This window comes from Acidovorax sp. GW101-11A03 (genome assembly GCF_059424825.1).
On record NZ_JBWKZU010000002.1, the window covers coordinates 1 to 15,376 of the forward strand.

Here is a 15,376-nt window from a genome sequence, read left to right on the forward strand (position 1 = left end):
ACAGTGAAACGACTTTGCGCCGATGATAGTGCGGGTTCCCGTGTGAAAGTAGGTCATCGTCAGGCTCTTACAGCCCAAACCGCCCTTCTGCTCAATCGAGTAGAAGGGCGTTTTGCTTTGGGGAGCCACGTAACAACAATGAGGTCTCATGCCCCTGGCCCCTGATAAGGCACGCCGGATTGTTGAGGGCCTGCGCCCAATTCATGCCTGCATCCACAAAGTGAACCCATACGGGCGATGCTCCTTGCGGGTGAGTAATGCGGCATGCAATGCCTCAAAAGACGTTCTGAACCTTAAAACTGGCTGAGAACATGCCAGATTCTGTGGGTGTTCAGACCGGTACTCGCCGCCCCTGCTCGAACACCAGCAGCTCCCCCTGGCCAAATGCTGTCCACTGCTCGTTAGTCGTCAACGGGCTGGTCACAATCACGGCCACTTGGTCTTTCTCATTCGTCTCTTGAGAAAAATCCAGCGCCAGGTCTTCGTCGCTCAGTTGCGCGGACCCAAACGGATAGCGTCTTTCGATGTAGTACAGGTTGGTGGACGCGTGTGCCCACAGGGCCTGACCGTTGGACAACAAAAAATTGAACGTGCCGTGCGGGCGGATCCGGGCCGCCAACTCCTTCAGCGTCAAGGTCAGCTCGGGAACGGACGGCACCGTGGCGTGCGACTTCGCCAGCTCCTGCATGAGCCAGCAGAAAGCATGTTCGCTGTCGGTGTCGCCCACGGGGCGGAAGTGCGAGTGCAGGCGGGGGCGGAAATCCTTGAGGTCACCGTTGTGGGCAAACACCCAGTAACGCCCCCACAGCTCCCGCACGAACGGGTGGCAATTCTGCAAACTGACCACGCCCTGCGTGGCCTTGCGGATGTGGGCAATGACGTTTTTGCTTTTGATCGGGTAGCGACGGATCAGCTCGGCCACAGGAGAGTCCACCGCCGCCTGGTGGTCAACAAAATGCCGCAGGCCTTTGTCTTCGAAAAAAGCAATCCCCCAGCCGTCGCTGTGGTGGTCGGTTTTGCCGCCCCTTTGCGCAAACCCCGTGAAGCTGAAGGTCACATCGGTGGGGACATTGCAGTTCATGCCGAGCAGTTGGCACATGGCGGGAGTTCCGTTTCTAGGGTGTCGTGTGGGGCGATAGATGATGCCTGAAGCCGGACCACCGCTGGCAGAGAGACGGCTTGTCTGCAGTTCAGCGGGGCTTGGCCTCGCGCAGTTGCCAGGCGGCCACCAAAGCCAGCAGGCACAGAGAAGTCAGCATCAAGAAGGTTTCTCCAAAGGCGGCGATGCGGGCCGGATTGCTGCCACCAGCGGCCAGCGACGCGCCATGGGCAAGCAGCCGCCATTCGAGCACGATGCCACACAGGCTCACGCCCGCAGCACCGCCCAGCATGCGCAGGAAACCAATGGCGCTGGAACCTTGGGAGATCAGTGACTTGTCCAGCGGGCGCATGGCACCGAGGTTGAGTGAGGGCAGGATGAAGCCCAGCCCGATGCGTCCCAGGATCGCAAAAGCCACCAACATCCAAAGGGGAGAACCCAGGCCCACACACACCATGAGTCCAAAAGAAAGCGCCAGCAGTCCCAACCCGGTGCTGACCAAAAAATGTGTGGGCTGCCGGTCTGCAAGCCGCCCCACAACGGCGATGGTGGCGGCCAGCACCAACCCGGCAGGCAGCATGAGCGTGCCCACATGCGACGCTGACAATTCCAGCCCCAGCTGCATGAACACCGGCAACAAGTAGGTGGACCCGAACAGAGCGGTGCCATAGATGAAGGCCACGACGCTGCCCATTGCAAACTGCCGGTAGTGGAACAGCCGCAGGTCCATCAAGGGCTTGCGGCCCTGGTGGATCAGCCGCTGCTGCCAGGCAACGAATGCACCGACCGCACAGGCGGCGCACAGCAACAGCGCAATGGCCTCGGCCATGGAGCCGCCATGCAGCGACACCAGCCCATTGAGCAGGCACAGCGTGCCCACGGTGCCCAGCAACAGACCGCGCCAGTCCAGTGGCTCGCCCTGGCGGTTGGCCTCCACCCCGCCGGGCGCCGTGACGGGCACAAACTTGTAGGCCAGCCAGATCGAGGCCAGGCACAGCGGCACGACCATGAAGAAGATGGAACGCCAGCCAAACCAGTCCACCAGCAGGCCCCCGACGCTGGGCCCGATCGCAGGTGCGAGCACCACTCCCATGCCAAAGATGCCACTGGCGCGGCCTTGTTCATGCGGCTGGAAGGCGTAGAGGATGATGACGGCAGGAATGGGCTGCACAACTCCGGCGGCCAGGCCCTCGGCGACCCGCGCGGCCAGCACCAGGCCAAAGTCCTGCGCGAGGCCGCCGCCCACGCCCCCCAGAAGCAATACCAGCATGGCGCCCACATAGGTGGCGCGGTAGCCATAGCGCGACAGCAGCCAGGGTGTGGTGAGCATCGAGACCGTGGTGGCCACCATGAAGCCCGAGGTGACCCATTGGGCACGCTCCTGGCCCAGGGTGAAGTAGTGACTCATGTCCGGGATGGCCACGTTCACGATGGTGGAAGACATGATCGACGCCATGGTCCCCACCATGACCGACAGCAAGAGCAGCCAGCGGTAGCGCTCGCCATAGCGCTCTCGCAGCACCGACAGGGAGCCGGGGGAGGCTGTCATGGGCGAATCATCGTGCGCAATGGGTGAAAAGGGCTAGACAAGGCAGGGACGTAATGCGGCCATGGGGTGTCTGTCGCACCACATGGCCAGGACGTGCTTCAGGTCAGCTGCGTTCCAGCCACAGCTTGCCGCCGGTGGCCCAGTTTTCGCGCTTCACATCGGTGATCAGGATGTCCACCGACTCGGGCGAGCCACCCAGGACCTCGACGCTCACGCGGGTGATCTCTTCCACCAGCTTGCGCTTTTGTTCGACCGTGCGGCCTTCCATCATTTCAACGTGGTACGTGGGCATATCAAACTCCTTCAGGGCGTATCGCCGCAAAAAGCGGAAATCATATCGGCGCAGGCCCTGGGGGGCGTACAAAGGGTTGCTGGGTGTTGGTGGCGGGCGTGCCGCAGGCCGGGCAGATGCAGGCTTTGCCGCGCTGCGCCTCGGGCACGGTGGCCAGGGCGGCAGGCGCGATGGGTTGGGTCATGCACCAGCAGCTTTCTGGCGGGCGGCCTGCGGCCATGGCGCATTGGTTGGGCCCGCCGCACAGCGGGCAGCAGGAGGGGCTGGAGGGGGGCGGGGTGGACATGGTGCCGTGCCGGTGGCCGCGTGGGGCGACCAGTGTACGGCGATGTGCGCGGGATGAAGCGGCCTCGCCACCAGGCTGCCCAACCCCGCACTAGCCAGCGAGGCGAGGTTCCGTGCGCTGTGGTGCGCCGCATTGAGCGGATGAGTCAGAAATGCCAATAAAAATAGCTGCTTGCGCGCGTTGGTATTGCGCAAGCAGCTATCAAATAAGTAGCAATGGGCTGCGGTGCACCGCGATGGCGCCCACCGGGGCGCTCACCACGCGCCTCCGCAGGCGCTGTATCAGGCGGCTTGCGCGGCCTTCAGCTTCAGGCGCCAGGCGTGCAGCAGTGGCTCGGTGTAGCCGCTGGGCTGTTCCATGCCCTTGAAGACCAGGTCACACGCCGCCTTGTAGGCCATGCTGGTGTCAAAGTGTCCGGCCATGGGCTGGTACAGCGGGTCACCCGCGTTTTGCTGGTCCACCACGGCGGCCATGCGCTCGAAGGTCTCGCGCACCTGGGCTTCGGTCACCACGCCGTGGTGCAGCCAGTTGGCCATGTGCTGGCTGCTGATGCGCAGCGTGGCGCGGTCTTCCATCAGGCCCACGTTGTGGATGTCGGGCACCTTGGAGCAGCCCACGCCCTGGTCCACCCAGCGCACGACATAGCCCAGGATGCCTTGGGCGTTGTTGTCCAGCTCTTGCTGCTTTTCGGCGTCGCTCCAGTTCGGGGCAGCGGCCACGGGCACGGTGAGCAGGCCGGTCAGCAGGTTGTCGCGCTCGGCGTTCACGTCGGTCTTTTCCAGCTCGATCTGGATGTCGCTGACCTTCACCTGGTGGTAGTGCAGCGCATGCAGAGTAGCGCCCGTGGGGCTGGGCACCCAGGCGGTGTTGGCACCGGCTTTGGGGTGGGCGATCTTCTGCTTGAGCATCTCGGCCATCAGGTCGGGCATGGCCCACATGCCCTTGCCGATCTGGGCCTTGCCGCGCAGGCCGCAGGAGAGGCCCACCAGCACATTGTTCTTCTCGTACGACTGGATCCAGGCGCTGGTCTTCATGTCGCCCTTGCGAACCATGGGGCCTGCGTGCATGGCGGTGTGCATCTCGTCGCCCGTACGGTCCAGGAAGCCCGTGTTGATGAACGCCACGCGGCTCGATGCGGCGGCGATGCAGGCCTTGAGGTTGACGGACGTGCGGCGCTCTTCGTCCATGATGCCCAGCTTGACGGTGCTGTCGGGCAGGCCCAGCAGCTTCTCGACGCGGCCAAACAGCTCGGCGGCAAAGCCGACTTCGGCGGGGCCGTGCATCTTGGGCTTGACGATGTAGACGCTGCCCTTGCGGGAGTTGCGGATTCCGTTGGCGCCATGGCCTTGCAGGTCGTGCAATGCGATAGCCGTTGTGACCACTGCATCCATGATGCCTTCGGGGATCTCGCGCTGCGTGCCCTGCGCGTCGGTCCACAGGATGGCCGGGTTCGTCATCAGGTGGCCCACATTGCGCAGGAACATGAGCGAGCGGCCATGCAGGCGCACTTCGCCACCTTGGGGGGCCGTGTAAACACGGTCAGGGTTCAGTCCGCGCGTGAAGGTCTTGCCGCCCTTGGCGACCTGCTCGGTCAGCGTGGCCTGGATGATGCCCAGCCAGTTGCTGTAGCCCAGTACCTTGTCTTCAGCGTCCACGGCAGCCACGGAGTCTTCCAGGTCCAGGATGGTGGACAGGGCCGCTTCGAGCACCAGGTCGCTCACGCCCGCGGCATCGGACTGGCCGATGGGCGTGCTGCGGTCGATCTGGATGTCCAGGTGCAGGCCGTTGTGCTGCAGCAGCACCGACGACGGCGCGGCGGCATTGCCCTGGTAGCCTTTGAACTGCGATGCGTCCTTCAGGCCCGTCGTGCTGCCATTGGCGAGCGCCACCACCAGCTGGCCGCCTTCGACGCGGTAGCCGGTCGAATCCTTGTGGGAACCGCTGGCCAGCGGCGCCGTGTCGTCCAGCACCTGGCGCGCAAAGGCGATCACCTTGGCGCCGCGCACGGGGTTGTAGCCCTTGCCCTTTTCGGCGCCACCTTCTTCGCTGATGGCATCGGTGCCATAGAGCGCGTCATACAGGCTGCCCCAGCGCGCGTTGGCGGCGTTGAGTGCATAGCGTGCATTCAGGATGGGCACCACCAGCTGCGGGCCGGCCTGGGTGGCCAGCTCGTCGTCCACGTTGGCGGTGGTGGCCTTCACATCGGCAGGCTGGGGCACCAGGTAGCCGATCTTTTCCAGAAAGCTGCGGTAGGCCACCATGTCCTTGATGGGGCCGGGATTGGCCTTGTGCCAGGTGTCCAGCTCGGTCTGCAGGCGGTCGCGCTCGGCCAGCAGGGCGATGTTGCGCGGGGCCAGATCGGCCACGATGGCGTCAAAGCCTTTCCAGAACGCTTCGCTGCCCACGCCCGTGCCGGGCAGCACCTTGTCTTCGACAAAGCGGAACAGGGAGGTGGCCACTTGCAGGCCGTGGATGGGGGTGCGGTCGGTCATGGAAAAGCTCGCTGAAAAAAGAGGAAAAAAAGCCGCTACGAAGCGATGATGCACAGACTGTATTGCAAATATCTGCGCACATAAATACGCTGAAAATCTCTAAACCAGTGACTTTTAAGCAAAAGTAGTGGGCGGTATGGACCCCACACCATCCGTAGTCGTCCGTAGTGAGTGGTGCTGGCGCCCATTAGCCACTACGCTGCGCGCACAACCATCATCGGGAGACAACCCCATGCAGGCACCCCTGGCCACCAGCGCGCTGAACGCTGCCTACAAGAACAAGATCGTCAGCGCCGCCGATGCGGTGCAGCTCATCCACGACGGCGACACCGTGGCCACGGGCGGCTTTGTGGGCATCGGCTTTGCCGAGAGCATTGCAGTGGCGCTGGCCCAGCGCTGGGAGGCCACCCAAACCCCGCGCGACCTCACGCTGGTCTACGCCGCAGGCCAGGGCGACGGCAAGCAGCGGGGCCTCAACCACCTGGGCCATGCGGGCCTGCTCAAGCGAGTGATCGGCGGGCACTGGAGCCTGGTGCCACGCATCCAGAAGCTGGCGGTGGACAACCAGATCGAGGCCTGGAACCTGCCGCAGGGCGTGATCACACATTTGTTCCGCGACATCGCTGCAGGCAAGCCCGGCACGCTCACGCGCGTGGGCCTGGACACCTTTGTGGACCCGCGCCACGGCGGCGGCAAGCTCAACGCGCGCACCACCGAAGACTTGGTGCGCATCCTGCCCATCGACGGGCAGGACTACCTGTTCTACAAGGCCTTCCCGATCCACGTGGGCATCATCCGCGCGACCACGGCCGACGCCGACGGCAACCTCACCATGGAGCGCGAGGCGCTCACGCTCGAAGCGCTGGCCATCGCCATGGCAGCGCGCAACTCGGGCGGCGTGGTCATCGCACAGGTTGAACGCATTGCCGAGCGCGGCACGCTCAACCCCCGGCAGGTGAAGGTGCCTGGCGTGCTGGTAGATGCCGTGGTGCTGGCCACCGAGCCCGCGCACCACCACCAGACCTTTGCTGAGCCCTACAGCGCCGCATTTGCGGGCGAGCTGCGCGTGCCCATGGACACGCTGGAGGCGATGCCGCTGACCGAGCGCAAGATCATCGCCCGTCGCGCGGCGCTGGAGCTGCGCCCGCACCAGGTGGTGAACTTAGGGATAGGCATGCCCGAGGGCGTGGCCAACGTGGCGGCCGAAGAGCGCATCATCGACCTGGTCACGCTCACGGCCGAGCCCGGCGTGATTGGCGGCATCCCCGCCGGCGGGCTGAACTTTGGCGCCGCCGTGAACCCGCAGGCCATCATCGACCAGCCCAACCAGTTCGATTTCTACGACGGCGGTGGCCTGGACATCGCGATCCTGGGCCTGGCGCAGGCCGACCAGCACGGCAACCTCAACGTGAGCAAGTTCGGGCCGCGCCTGGCGGGGGCGGGCGGCTTCATCAACATCAGCCAGAACGCCAAGACCGTGGTGTTTGTCGGCACCTTCACGGCGGGCGATCTGCAGGTCGAGGCGGTGGACGGTCACCTGCACATCCTGCACGAGGGCGGCGCGCGCAAGCTGGTGCGCGAGGTCGAGCACCGCACCTTCAGCGGCGCCGAGGCCCTGCGGCGCGGCCAGCGCGTGCTGTACGTCACCGAGCGCTGCGTATTCCGCCTCGTGCCCTCCGGCGAGGAGGACGGCAGCGGCGCGCTGGAGCTGATCGAGCTGGCCCCCGGCATCGACCTGCACCGCGACGTGCTCGCCCACATGGCGTTCACGCCGCGCATCAGCCCCGGCCTGCAGACCATGGACATGCGCCTGTTCGAGCCCGGCCCGCTGGGCCTGCGCGAGCAGTTGCTCAACCGCCCGCTGGTACAGCGCTTCGAGCTGGACGCCGCGCGCCAGCTGCTGCACATCGACTTCTCGGGCCTGCAGATCAACACGGCCAGCACCATCGATGCCATCGAGCAGGAGGTGCGCCGCCTGCTGGCCCCGCTCGCCGCACAGGGCGAGCGCGTGGGCGTGATCGTGAACTACGACCACTTCACCATCGCGCCCGATCTGGCCGATGCCTACACCGCCATGGTGCAGGGCCTCACGCGCGACCTGTACTCCGAAGTCAAACGCTATGGCACCGTGGGGTTCCTCAAGTCCCGCCTGATCTGATTGCTATAATAATCATAGCTATTGAGGCAATGTGGTCGCGCGCAAGGGCCTGTTTTTGCTTCAAGTTTCTCCGCCACCGGGCGCCGCCACGCTGCAGCGGCCAGGTGCAGGCCCCCGCGTGGATGTCTCCATAATCACCGCCCATGGACAAACTCAAGGCCTTCGAATCCTTTGTATCGGTGGCCACGCGCGGCAGCCTGACGGCAGCCGCCAAGGCCGAAGGTGTGGCACCCGCCATCATGGGGCGGCGGCTGGATGCGCTGGAAGAACACCTGGGCGTGAAGCTGCTGGTGCGCACCACACGCCGCATCAGCCTCACGCACGAGGGCAGCGCGTTTCTGGAAGACTGCCAGCGCCTGCTGTCCGACGTGGCCAATGCCGAGGCCAGCGTGTCCGAAGGCGGCGTCAAGGCCACGGGCCATTTGCGCATCACCGCGCCCGCCGGTTTTGGCCGCCGCCATGTGGCGCCGCTGGTGCCGCGTTTTCGCTCCGCGCACCCGGACGTGACCATCTCCCTCAACCTCAGCGACCGCGTGGTGGACCTGGCGGGCGAAGGCTTTGACTGCGCCGTGCGCGTGGGCGATTTGCCCGATTCGTCGCTGGTGAGCGTGCGCATTGCCGACAACCGCCGCCTGTGTGTGGCCACACCCGAATACCTGGCCCGGCGCGGCACCCCGCGCGCCCCGGCCGAACTGGTGCAGCACGACTGCCTCACGCTCTCCAGCGATGCCTCGCAGACGCGCGGCTGGGCGTTCCGGGTGCCCCATGCCGATGGCTCCACCGAGGTCATGCACCTCAAGCCCGGCGGCCCGCTCGACTGCTCCGATGGCCAGGTGCTGCACGACTGGTGCCTGGGCGGCTGGGGCATTGCCTGGCGCAGCACCTGGGAGGTCGAGGCCGAGATCGCCGCAGGTCGCCTGGTCGCGGTGCTGGAAGACTTTGCCGCGCCGCCCAACGGCATCTACGTGGTCTTCCCCCAGCGCAAGCACCTGCCGCTGCGCGTGCGGCTATGGATCGAGCACCTCAAGCACCAGTACGCACAGCCCGCGTTCTGGAAAGGCGAATGACTCCCCCTGAGGCGCTTCGCGCCATCCCCCTGAGGGGGACGCCTCCGGTGGCCCGGCAAAGCCGGCTCCACGGTGGCGCTCGCCGGGCCGCGCCCCACTCGGTGGCTGGCTGTCGGGCGACCTGTGGTGCAGGGTGACTGCTCCCCGTGGCAGACTGCGCAATCCATGTCCACCGCGCCTACGCTCCTCGTCGCTGACGACCACCCGCTGTTCCGTGCGGCCGTGCTGCATGTGCTGCGCGAGCGGTTGCCGCAGTTCCGCACGCTGGAGGCCGCCAGCGCCGCCACCCTGGGCCAGGCGCTGCAAGAGCACCCCGAGGTCGAGCTGGTACTGCTGGACCTGAGCATGCCCGGCACGCGCGGCTTCTCGGCCCTGCTGCATGTGCGCGGCGAATACCCCGAGCTGCCCGTGGTCATCATCTCCTCCAACGACCACCCCCGCGTCATCCGCCGCGCCCAGCAGTTTGGTGCTGCGGGCTTCATCCCCAAGTCCGCACCGGCCGACGCCATGGGCGACGCCATCCAGGCCGTGCTGGACGGCGGCAGCTGGTTCCCGCCCATGGCGGCCGAACGCTCCGAGGCCGACGCCGAGTTGGCTGCGCGCTTGGCGCAGCTCACGCCCCAGCAGTTCCGCGTGCTGCTGTGCCTGGCCGATGGCCTGCTCAACAAACAGATCGCGGCCACGCTGGGCCTGGCCGAGAACACGGTGAAGGTGCATGTCACCGCCATCCTGAAAAAGCTCGCGTGCTACAGCCGCACGCAGGCGGCGGTGCTGGTCAAGAGCCTGGAGACGGAAGACGGCGTGTCTTCCTGAGGTTGAGATCTGCATCAAAACGGCCGCTGTCGCCCATTCATAAAGCGCTGGTAGCTACTAAAAGTGTAGCGACGAGCGAGGCCTCTCAAACCGGGCGTAGCACGATGCGCGAGACGCCGCGCAGCGGCTCAGGGGGATGCTCCCTGTCTCAGCAATGTCTGGCTCACCAGCGCCCGCAGCGCGGGGGCCCGCACCGGCTTGGCCAGAAAGCCCCAGCCGCGTTCGGCGGCCTGGCGGCGCAGGGTGGCGTCACGTTCGGCGGTAACCAGGATCACGGCGGGGGCCTGGCCCCAGCGCTGGCACAGCTCCGTGTAGACATCGGGGCCATGGTGGTGGCTGCCCAGGTGCACGTCCAGCAGCACCAGCTGGGGCGCCTGGCCGGGTTGGGCTGCGGCCAGCGCTTCGGGTGCGCCACCGGCCAGTGGCACTGCGCAGCCCCAGCGCTGCAGCAGGGCTTGGGTGGCGGCGCAGGTGGGGCCGTCGTCCTCAATCACCCAGGCGCTGCTGCCTTGCAGGGGGGCATCGTCGGCGGGTAGCTGTGTGGTGGCAGGGGCGGCGGCAGCCTGCTGCACAGCCGCCGGGTTGCCCAGCGGCACACACACCCAGAACACGCTGCCGCGCCCCAGTTGCGAGCGCAGGCCGATCTCGTGCCCTAGAAGGCGGCCCAGGCGCTCGACGATGGCCAGGCCCAGGCCTGCGCCCCGGTCGTCGGCGCGGCCTTCGTCCAGGCGGCGGAATTCTTCGAAAATTTCACGCTGCAGAGCCTCGGGGATGCCGGGGCCCTGGTCATGCACTTCGATGCGCAGGTGGTCATTGCCCACCCTGCGGCAGCCCACCACGATGCGCCCCCGCCGGCTGTAGCGGATGGCGTTGGAGACAAAGTTCTGCAGGATGCGGCGCAGCAGGTTGTCGTCGGTGCGCACCACGGCGCGCGTGGGCACGCAGCGCAGTTGCAGGCCCTGGCTTTCGGCCAGCACGCCAAAGTTGTGGCCCAGCACCTGCAAGAGTGGCCCTAGGGCCACGTCGTGGATGTGCACATCGAACTGGCCCGATTCCATGCGCGAGATGTCGAGCAGGCTGTTGAGGATGGCGTCCTGCGCGGCCAGGGCGCCGTCGATGCTGTCCACGGCGTGCCGTTCGGCGTCGCCTGGCAGATGGCTGCGCAGCAGCGAGGTGAACATGCGCGCGGCGTTCAGGGGCTGCAGCAGGTCGTGCACGGCGGCGGCCACAAAGCGGGTCTTGGAGCGGTTGGCCTGCTCGGCCTCGCGCCGCGCGGCGTCCAGGTCGCGGGTGCGGTCGGCCACGCGCTGCTCCAGCGCATCGGCCAGCGATCGCAGCTCGCGTGCGGCGTTCTTGTAGCTGGTGATGTCGGCGTAGCTGGTCACAAAACCGCCTTCGGGCAGCGGATTACCCCGGATCTCCAGCACCGTGCCGTCGTCCTTGGCGCTTTCGTGCAGGTGTGGCGTGCCGCTGCGCAGGTGGGCCAGCCGCCGTTCGATGGCCTCATCCACCGGGCCGGGCCCCAGCAGGCCCCGGCGCGCGTTGTGGCGCATCAGGTCGGCAATGGGCTGGCCCACGCGCATCAGGTCTGCCGGGAAGCGAAACAGCTGCACATAGCGCGAGTTCCAGGCCACCAGGTTCAGGCCGGCGTCGATGATGACCACGCCCTGCGGCAGATGTTCCAGGCTGCGCGAGAGGCCCGTGTCGGTCTGCTGGGCGGCCTGCTGCGCCGCCTGCACGATGCCGTCCTGCGCGGTGCGAAGCTCCTGGGCGTGCTGGCGCAGCACGGTCTCCAGCTCCTGGCGGCTGCGCTGGCGCAGGCTGGACAGGCGCTGGCGCTGGCGCACAAACAGCACCAGCAGCGACAGGGCCAGCCAGCCGCCGCCCCCGGCTGCGGCTGCCCAGCGGCTGTCGGCAATGCTGCTGTGGGTGGTGTGCACCAGGTGCAGTTGCCAGGGCGTGCCGGGCAGGGGCTGGGTCTGCCACAACATGCGGTCGGGCGGGGCGGGCATGTCTGCGGACGCTTGCACCCGCACCAGCCGCCCGCCGTTGTCCAGGCGGTCGTCCACGCGGACGTCGAGCGGGCGCAGCGGCTGGTCGGAATATTGCCGGGTGGCGTTCAGCTCGCGGCGCTCTTCGTCGTCCAGCGGCTCCAGCAGGCGGTAGCGCCAGGCGTCCTGGCTGGCGAGAAAGACCACGCCATGCGCGTCCGACGCCAGCACGATGTCGGGTGTCTGCAGCCATTCGCGCTCCAGCTCCTGCAGCGCGATCTTGATGGCCACCAGCCCCAGGGTGTGGCCGCTGTCGTCGCGGATGGCCTGCGACAGGAAGTAGCCGGGCTCGCCCGTGGTCACGCCAATTCCGTAAAAGCTGCCGCGCCCCTGCGCCAACGCCTGCTGCACATAGGGGCGAAAGCTGTAGTCCACCCCCACGTTGCTGGTGGCCGTGCGCCAGTTGCTCGCGGCCACGGCGAGGCCGTCGCGGTTGAGCAGGGTGAGGGTGGACGACTGGCTGGCGCCGTTGGCCTGCTCCAGCTTGCGGTTGAGCTGCGCCACCTCGTCGTTGTTCAGGGTGCGGCGCAGGGCGTCCTGCAGTTGCGCGTCCAGGGCCAGCACCTCGGGCAGGGTGCGGTAGCGGTCGATGCGCTGGGCCAGCGTCTGCCCGTACAGGGCCAGCTGGCGCTGCACGCTCTCGCTTTCGTCCAACAAGGACCGGTGCCAGGCCCACTGGCCGGCCGCGAACATGCTGGCCGCGGTGCCTGCTAGCAGGATCAGCAGCGTCCAGAACTGGTGAAGGCGGGGCGTGGGCATGGGAAAAAGCGGGGTTCTGGAGCCAGTCTGGTGCAGGTGGGGAGTGTGCCGCACCCGGTCTGGGGGGCTCCCGGGGCTAGGTAATTACCCTGATGGTGCGCGGATGCTCTCCTCTGGGGCGCCGGGCGACTAATACCAATAGGTTATCGGCTGAAACAAAGTGCAGCGGTACAAACGGCACCCTCAACGCGCACCGGCTGCACCCCGCTGGTGCAGCCCCGTGATTTCAGGAGACAACCCCATGCACGCCATTTCAGCCCCCACCGCGCACCCCGTGCGGCTGCCGTTTTACCGCCAACTGTATTTCCAGGTGGTGCTCGCCATCGTCCTGGGCGTGTTGCTGGGCCATTTTGAGCCCGCTTATGGCGAAGCGCTCAAGCCGCTGGGCGATGCGTTCATCAAGCTGGTGAAGATGATCATTGCCCCGGTGATCTTCCTGACCATCGTGACCGGCATCGCGGGCATGTCGCAGCTTTCCACCGTGGGCCGCGTGTTTGGCAAGGCCATGGCGTACTTCCTGTTCTTCTCCACGCTGGCCCTGGTGGTCGGCCTGGTGGTAGCCAACGTGGTGCAGCCCGGTGCGGGCATGAACATCAATGTGGCCGACCTGGACCAGGCCGCCGTCAAGGGCTATGTGGCCAAGTCGCACGAGATGACGCTCACGGGCTTTGCGCTCGACATCATCCCCAAGACGCTGGTGAGCCCGTTTGTGGGCGACAACATCCTGCAGGTGCTGCTGGTGGCCGTGCTGTTCGGCATTGGCCTGGCCATGGTGGGTGAGGCAGGCCGCCCGGTGCTGAACTTTCTGGATGCGCTGACGACGCCCGTGTTCAAGGTGGTGGGCATCGTGATGAAGGCCGCGCCACTGGGTGCGTTTGGCGCCATGGCGTTCACCATTGGCAAGTTTGGCCTGGGCTCGCTGGTCAACCTGGCCTGGCTGGTGGGCTCGTTCTACATCACCTCGCTGCTCTTTGTGGTGGTGATCCTGGGCTCTGTGGCGCGCCTGTGTGGCTTCTCGGTGTTCAAACTGTGCCGCTACCTCAAGGCCGAGCTGATGCTGGTGCTGGGCACCTCGTCGTCCGAATCCGCCTTGCCCTCGCTGATGGAAAAGATGGAAAAGGCCGGTTGCAGCAAGTCGGTGGTGGGCCTGGTGGTGCCCACGGGCTACTCCTTCAACCTGGACGGCACCAACATCTACATGACGCTGGCCGCGCTGTTCATCGCCCAGGCCACCAACACCGAACTGACGCTGGGTCACCAGGTGGCGCTGCTGCTCGTCGCCATGCTGTCGTCCAAGGGCGCAGCGGGCGTGACGGGCGCGGGCTTCATCACCCTGGCCGCCACGCTGGCCGTGGTGCCTGAAGTGCCGGTAGCCGGCATGGCGCTGATCCTGGGTGTGGACCGCTTCATGAGCGAATGCCGCTCGCTGACCAACTTCATCGGCAACGCAGTCGCCACCGTGGTGGTGTCGCGCTGGGAAAACGCTTTGGACACTGAGCGTCTGGACGCCGCACTCAACGGCCACCCGCTGCCCGCTGCTGTGCCGGCTGCCGCTGCCTCGGTGGCGCCTGCGGATGTGCCGGTGGGCGCGGTGGCCCGCACGGTGGCCTGATCCGCCGGTTAGGCAGGATTTCGCTCGGTACGGCGCAGGCCCCATGGCGTGCGCCGTTTTTCTTTTGGCAGGCGCACCTTGGGCCACCATGGACAATGGCGGCTGATCTTCCCTGATTGCCTGTCGGAATCACGACGCGCAACCAAGTCCCAAGGAAACTGACCATGACCCTCGAAGCCGTTCTGGCCGCCCTGCACCTTCTGGCCATCCTGACCTTTGTGGTCTTCTTGTCGAGCCAGGCGGCGCTGTGCCGCATCGAATGGCTCAACGCCGCCGTGGTTGAGCGCCTGGCCCGGCTGGATGTGATCTATGGCGTGGCGGGGGCGGTGATGATCGGCAGTGGCCTGGCGCGGGTGATCTGGGGGGTGAAAGGGGCCTCGTGGTACCTGTCGCAGCCCTTGTTCCATATCAAGATCACGATCGTGCTGGCCATGGTCCTGCTGTCGTTTGTGCCCTCGGCTGCGTTTCGCCGTTGGCGCCAGAACCTGCACAGCACGGGGGCCTTGCCGCCCGCGCACGAGGTGGCCAAGGTGCGCCGCCTGGTGATGATCCAGTCGCATGTGCTGCCCGTGGTGGCGGTGATTGCGGTGTTCTGGGCGCGCGGCTGGTAAGCCCGGGCGTCCAAAAAGTAAAAGCCCGCAGGCCGGTGGTCTGCGGGCTTTTTTACTTCTGCGCCCCTGTGTCGGGGCGCAAGGTGTGTGGCCGCTTTACTTCTTCAGGCATTCGCTCATGAAGGCCTTGCGCTCATCGCCCTTGAGGGTCTTGGCCGTGGCGTCGGCGTTGCAGGTCTTCATCTTGTCTTGCTGCGTGGCGGGCTTGTTGCTCAGGCAGGTTTTCATGAAGGCCTTACGCTCGTCGCCCTTCATGTCGCCCGCTTCCTTGTTGCAGGTGGCCATTTTGGATTGCTGCTTGGTAGGTTCTGCCGCCGGTGCGGCAGAGGCCGCAGTGGCAGCAGGAGCGGCGGCGGCCGCTTTGGCGGGGGTGTCGGCAGCGTGCGCAGCGCCGAACGAAAGGACCAGGCTCAGGGCAGACAGGGTGAGAAGCTTCTTCATGGGGGCTCCGTTGGTAGATGGCATCAGACGCAACCTGCGTCGGATTGCCCGATTACAACGTACCGGAAGCGCGCGCGGCTGACTCGCCGATACGGGTGGAAAGAATTCCTGACAATCTGTTGCGCCCTGGCTGCGCGCGACATGGG

12 protein-coding genes are annotated in these 15,376 nt (G+C 66.2%); 5 read left to right on the plus strand and 7 right to left on the minus strand.

Annotated features, from left to right (window positions below; translation table 11 throughout):
• Nucleotides 1-331: 331 nt before the first annotated feature.
• From AC07Z7_RS01275 to AC07Z7_RS01295, 5 genes are all read right to left on the minus strand, one after another.
• Entirely contained in the window at nt 332-1,099 is a 768-nt protein-coding gene (locus tag AC07Z7_RS01275) for a class II glutamine amidotransferase (protein WP_494765071.1), read from the minus strand.
• Between the two features lie 91 nt (nt 1,100-1,190).
• Entirely contained in the window at nt 1,191-2,648 is a 1,458-nt protein-coding gene (locus AC07Z7_RS01280) for a DHA2 family efflux MFS transporter permease subunit (protein ID WP_494765072.1), read from the minus strand.
• A 103-nt stretch (nt 2,649-2,751) separates the two neighbouring features.
• Nucleotides 2,752-2,940 (minus strand): 4-oxalocrotonate tautomerase, encoded by a 189-nt coding sequence (locus AC07Z7_RS01285; protein WP_063462131.1) that lies wholly within the window; start codon nt 2,938-2,940, stop codon nt 2,752-2,754.
• A 40-nt stretch (nt 2,941-2,980) separates the two neighbouring features.
• Nucleotides 2,981-3,226, minus strand: a complete 246-nt coding sequence (locus AC07Z7_RS01290) for a cysteine-rich CWC family protein (RefSeq protein WP_494765073.1) — start codon at nt 3,224-3,226, stop codon at nt 2,981-2,983.
• Between the two features lie 281 nt (nt 3,227-3,507).
• Nucleotides 3,508-5,718: a malate synthase G gene (locus AC07Z7_RS01295; protein ID WP_094290429.1), complete on the minus strand. Its 2,211-nt coding sequence runs from the start codon at nt 5,716-5,718 to the stop codon at nt 3,508-3,510.
• A 232-nt stretch (nt 5,719-5,950) separates the two neighbouring features.
• Here AC07Z7_RS01295 and AC07Z7_RS01300 point away from each other — a divergent pair, with 232 nt between their 5' ends.
• From AC07Z7_RS01300 to AC07Z7_RS01310, 3 genes are all read left to right on the plus strand, one after another.
• A complete protein-coding gene (locus tag AC07Z7_RS01300; RefSeq protein WP_494765074.1) occupies nt 5,951-7,876 on the plus strand; it encodes an acyl CoA:acetate/3-ketoacid CoA transferase in 1,926 nt (641 codons plus the stop codon).
• Nucleotides 7,877-8,019: 143 nt separating this feature from the next.
• A complete protein-coding gene (locus AC07Z7_RS01305; RefSeq protein WP_494765075.1) occupies nt 8,020-8,943 on the plus strand; it encodes a LysR family transcriptional regulator in 924 nt (307 codons plus the stop codon).
• A gap of 165 nt (nt 8,944-9,108) precedes the next feature.
• Nucleotides 9,109-9,756, plus strand: a complete 648-nt coding sequence (locus AC07Z7_RS01310; protein ID WP_252661032.1) for a response regulator — start codon at nt 9,109-9,111, stop codon at nt 9,754-9,756.
• A 128-nt stretch (nt 9,757-9,884) separates the two neighbouring features.
• On the opposite strand, the gene AC07Z7_RS01315 is transcribed toward AC07Z7_RS01310, so the two are convergent.
• Complete coding sequence (locus tag AC07Z7_RS01315) at nt 9,885-12,566, minus strand: hybrid sensor histidine kinase/response regulator (RefSeq protein ID WP_494765076.1); 2,682 nt, start codon at nt 12,564-12,566, stop codon at nt 9,885-9,887.
• Nucleotides 12,567-12,807: 241 nt separating this feature from the next.
• Between AC07Z7_RS01315 and AC07Z7_RS01320 the strand changes: the two genes are divergently transcribed.
• Nucleotides 12,808-14,178, plus strand: a complete 1,371-nt coding sequence (locus AC07Z7_RS01320; protein ID WP_494765077.1) for a dicarboxylate/amino acid:cation symporter — start codon at nt 12,808-12,810, stop codon at nt 14,176-14,178.
• Nucleotides 14,179-14,342: 164 nt separating this feature from the next.
• On the plus strand, nt 14,343-14,789 hold the full coding sequence (locus AC07Z7_RS01325) for a DUF2214 family protein (protein WP_063462309.1): 447 nt from the start codon (nt 14,343-14,345) through the stop codon (nt 14,787-14,789).
• A gap of 96 nt (nt 14,790-14,885) precedes the next feature.
• Here the strand turns inward: AC07Z7_RS01325 and AC07Z7_RS01330 are convergent, their stop codons facing one another.
• Nucleotides 14,886-15,230 (minus strand): PsiF family protein, encoded by a 345-nt coding sequence (locus AC07Z7_RS01330; protein WP_494765078.1) that lies wholly within the window; start codon nt 15,228-15,230, stop codon nt 14,886-14,888.
• Between the last annotated feature and the right edge of the window lie 146 nt (nt 15,231-15,376).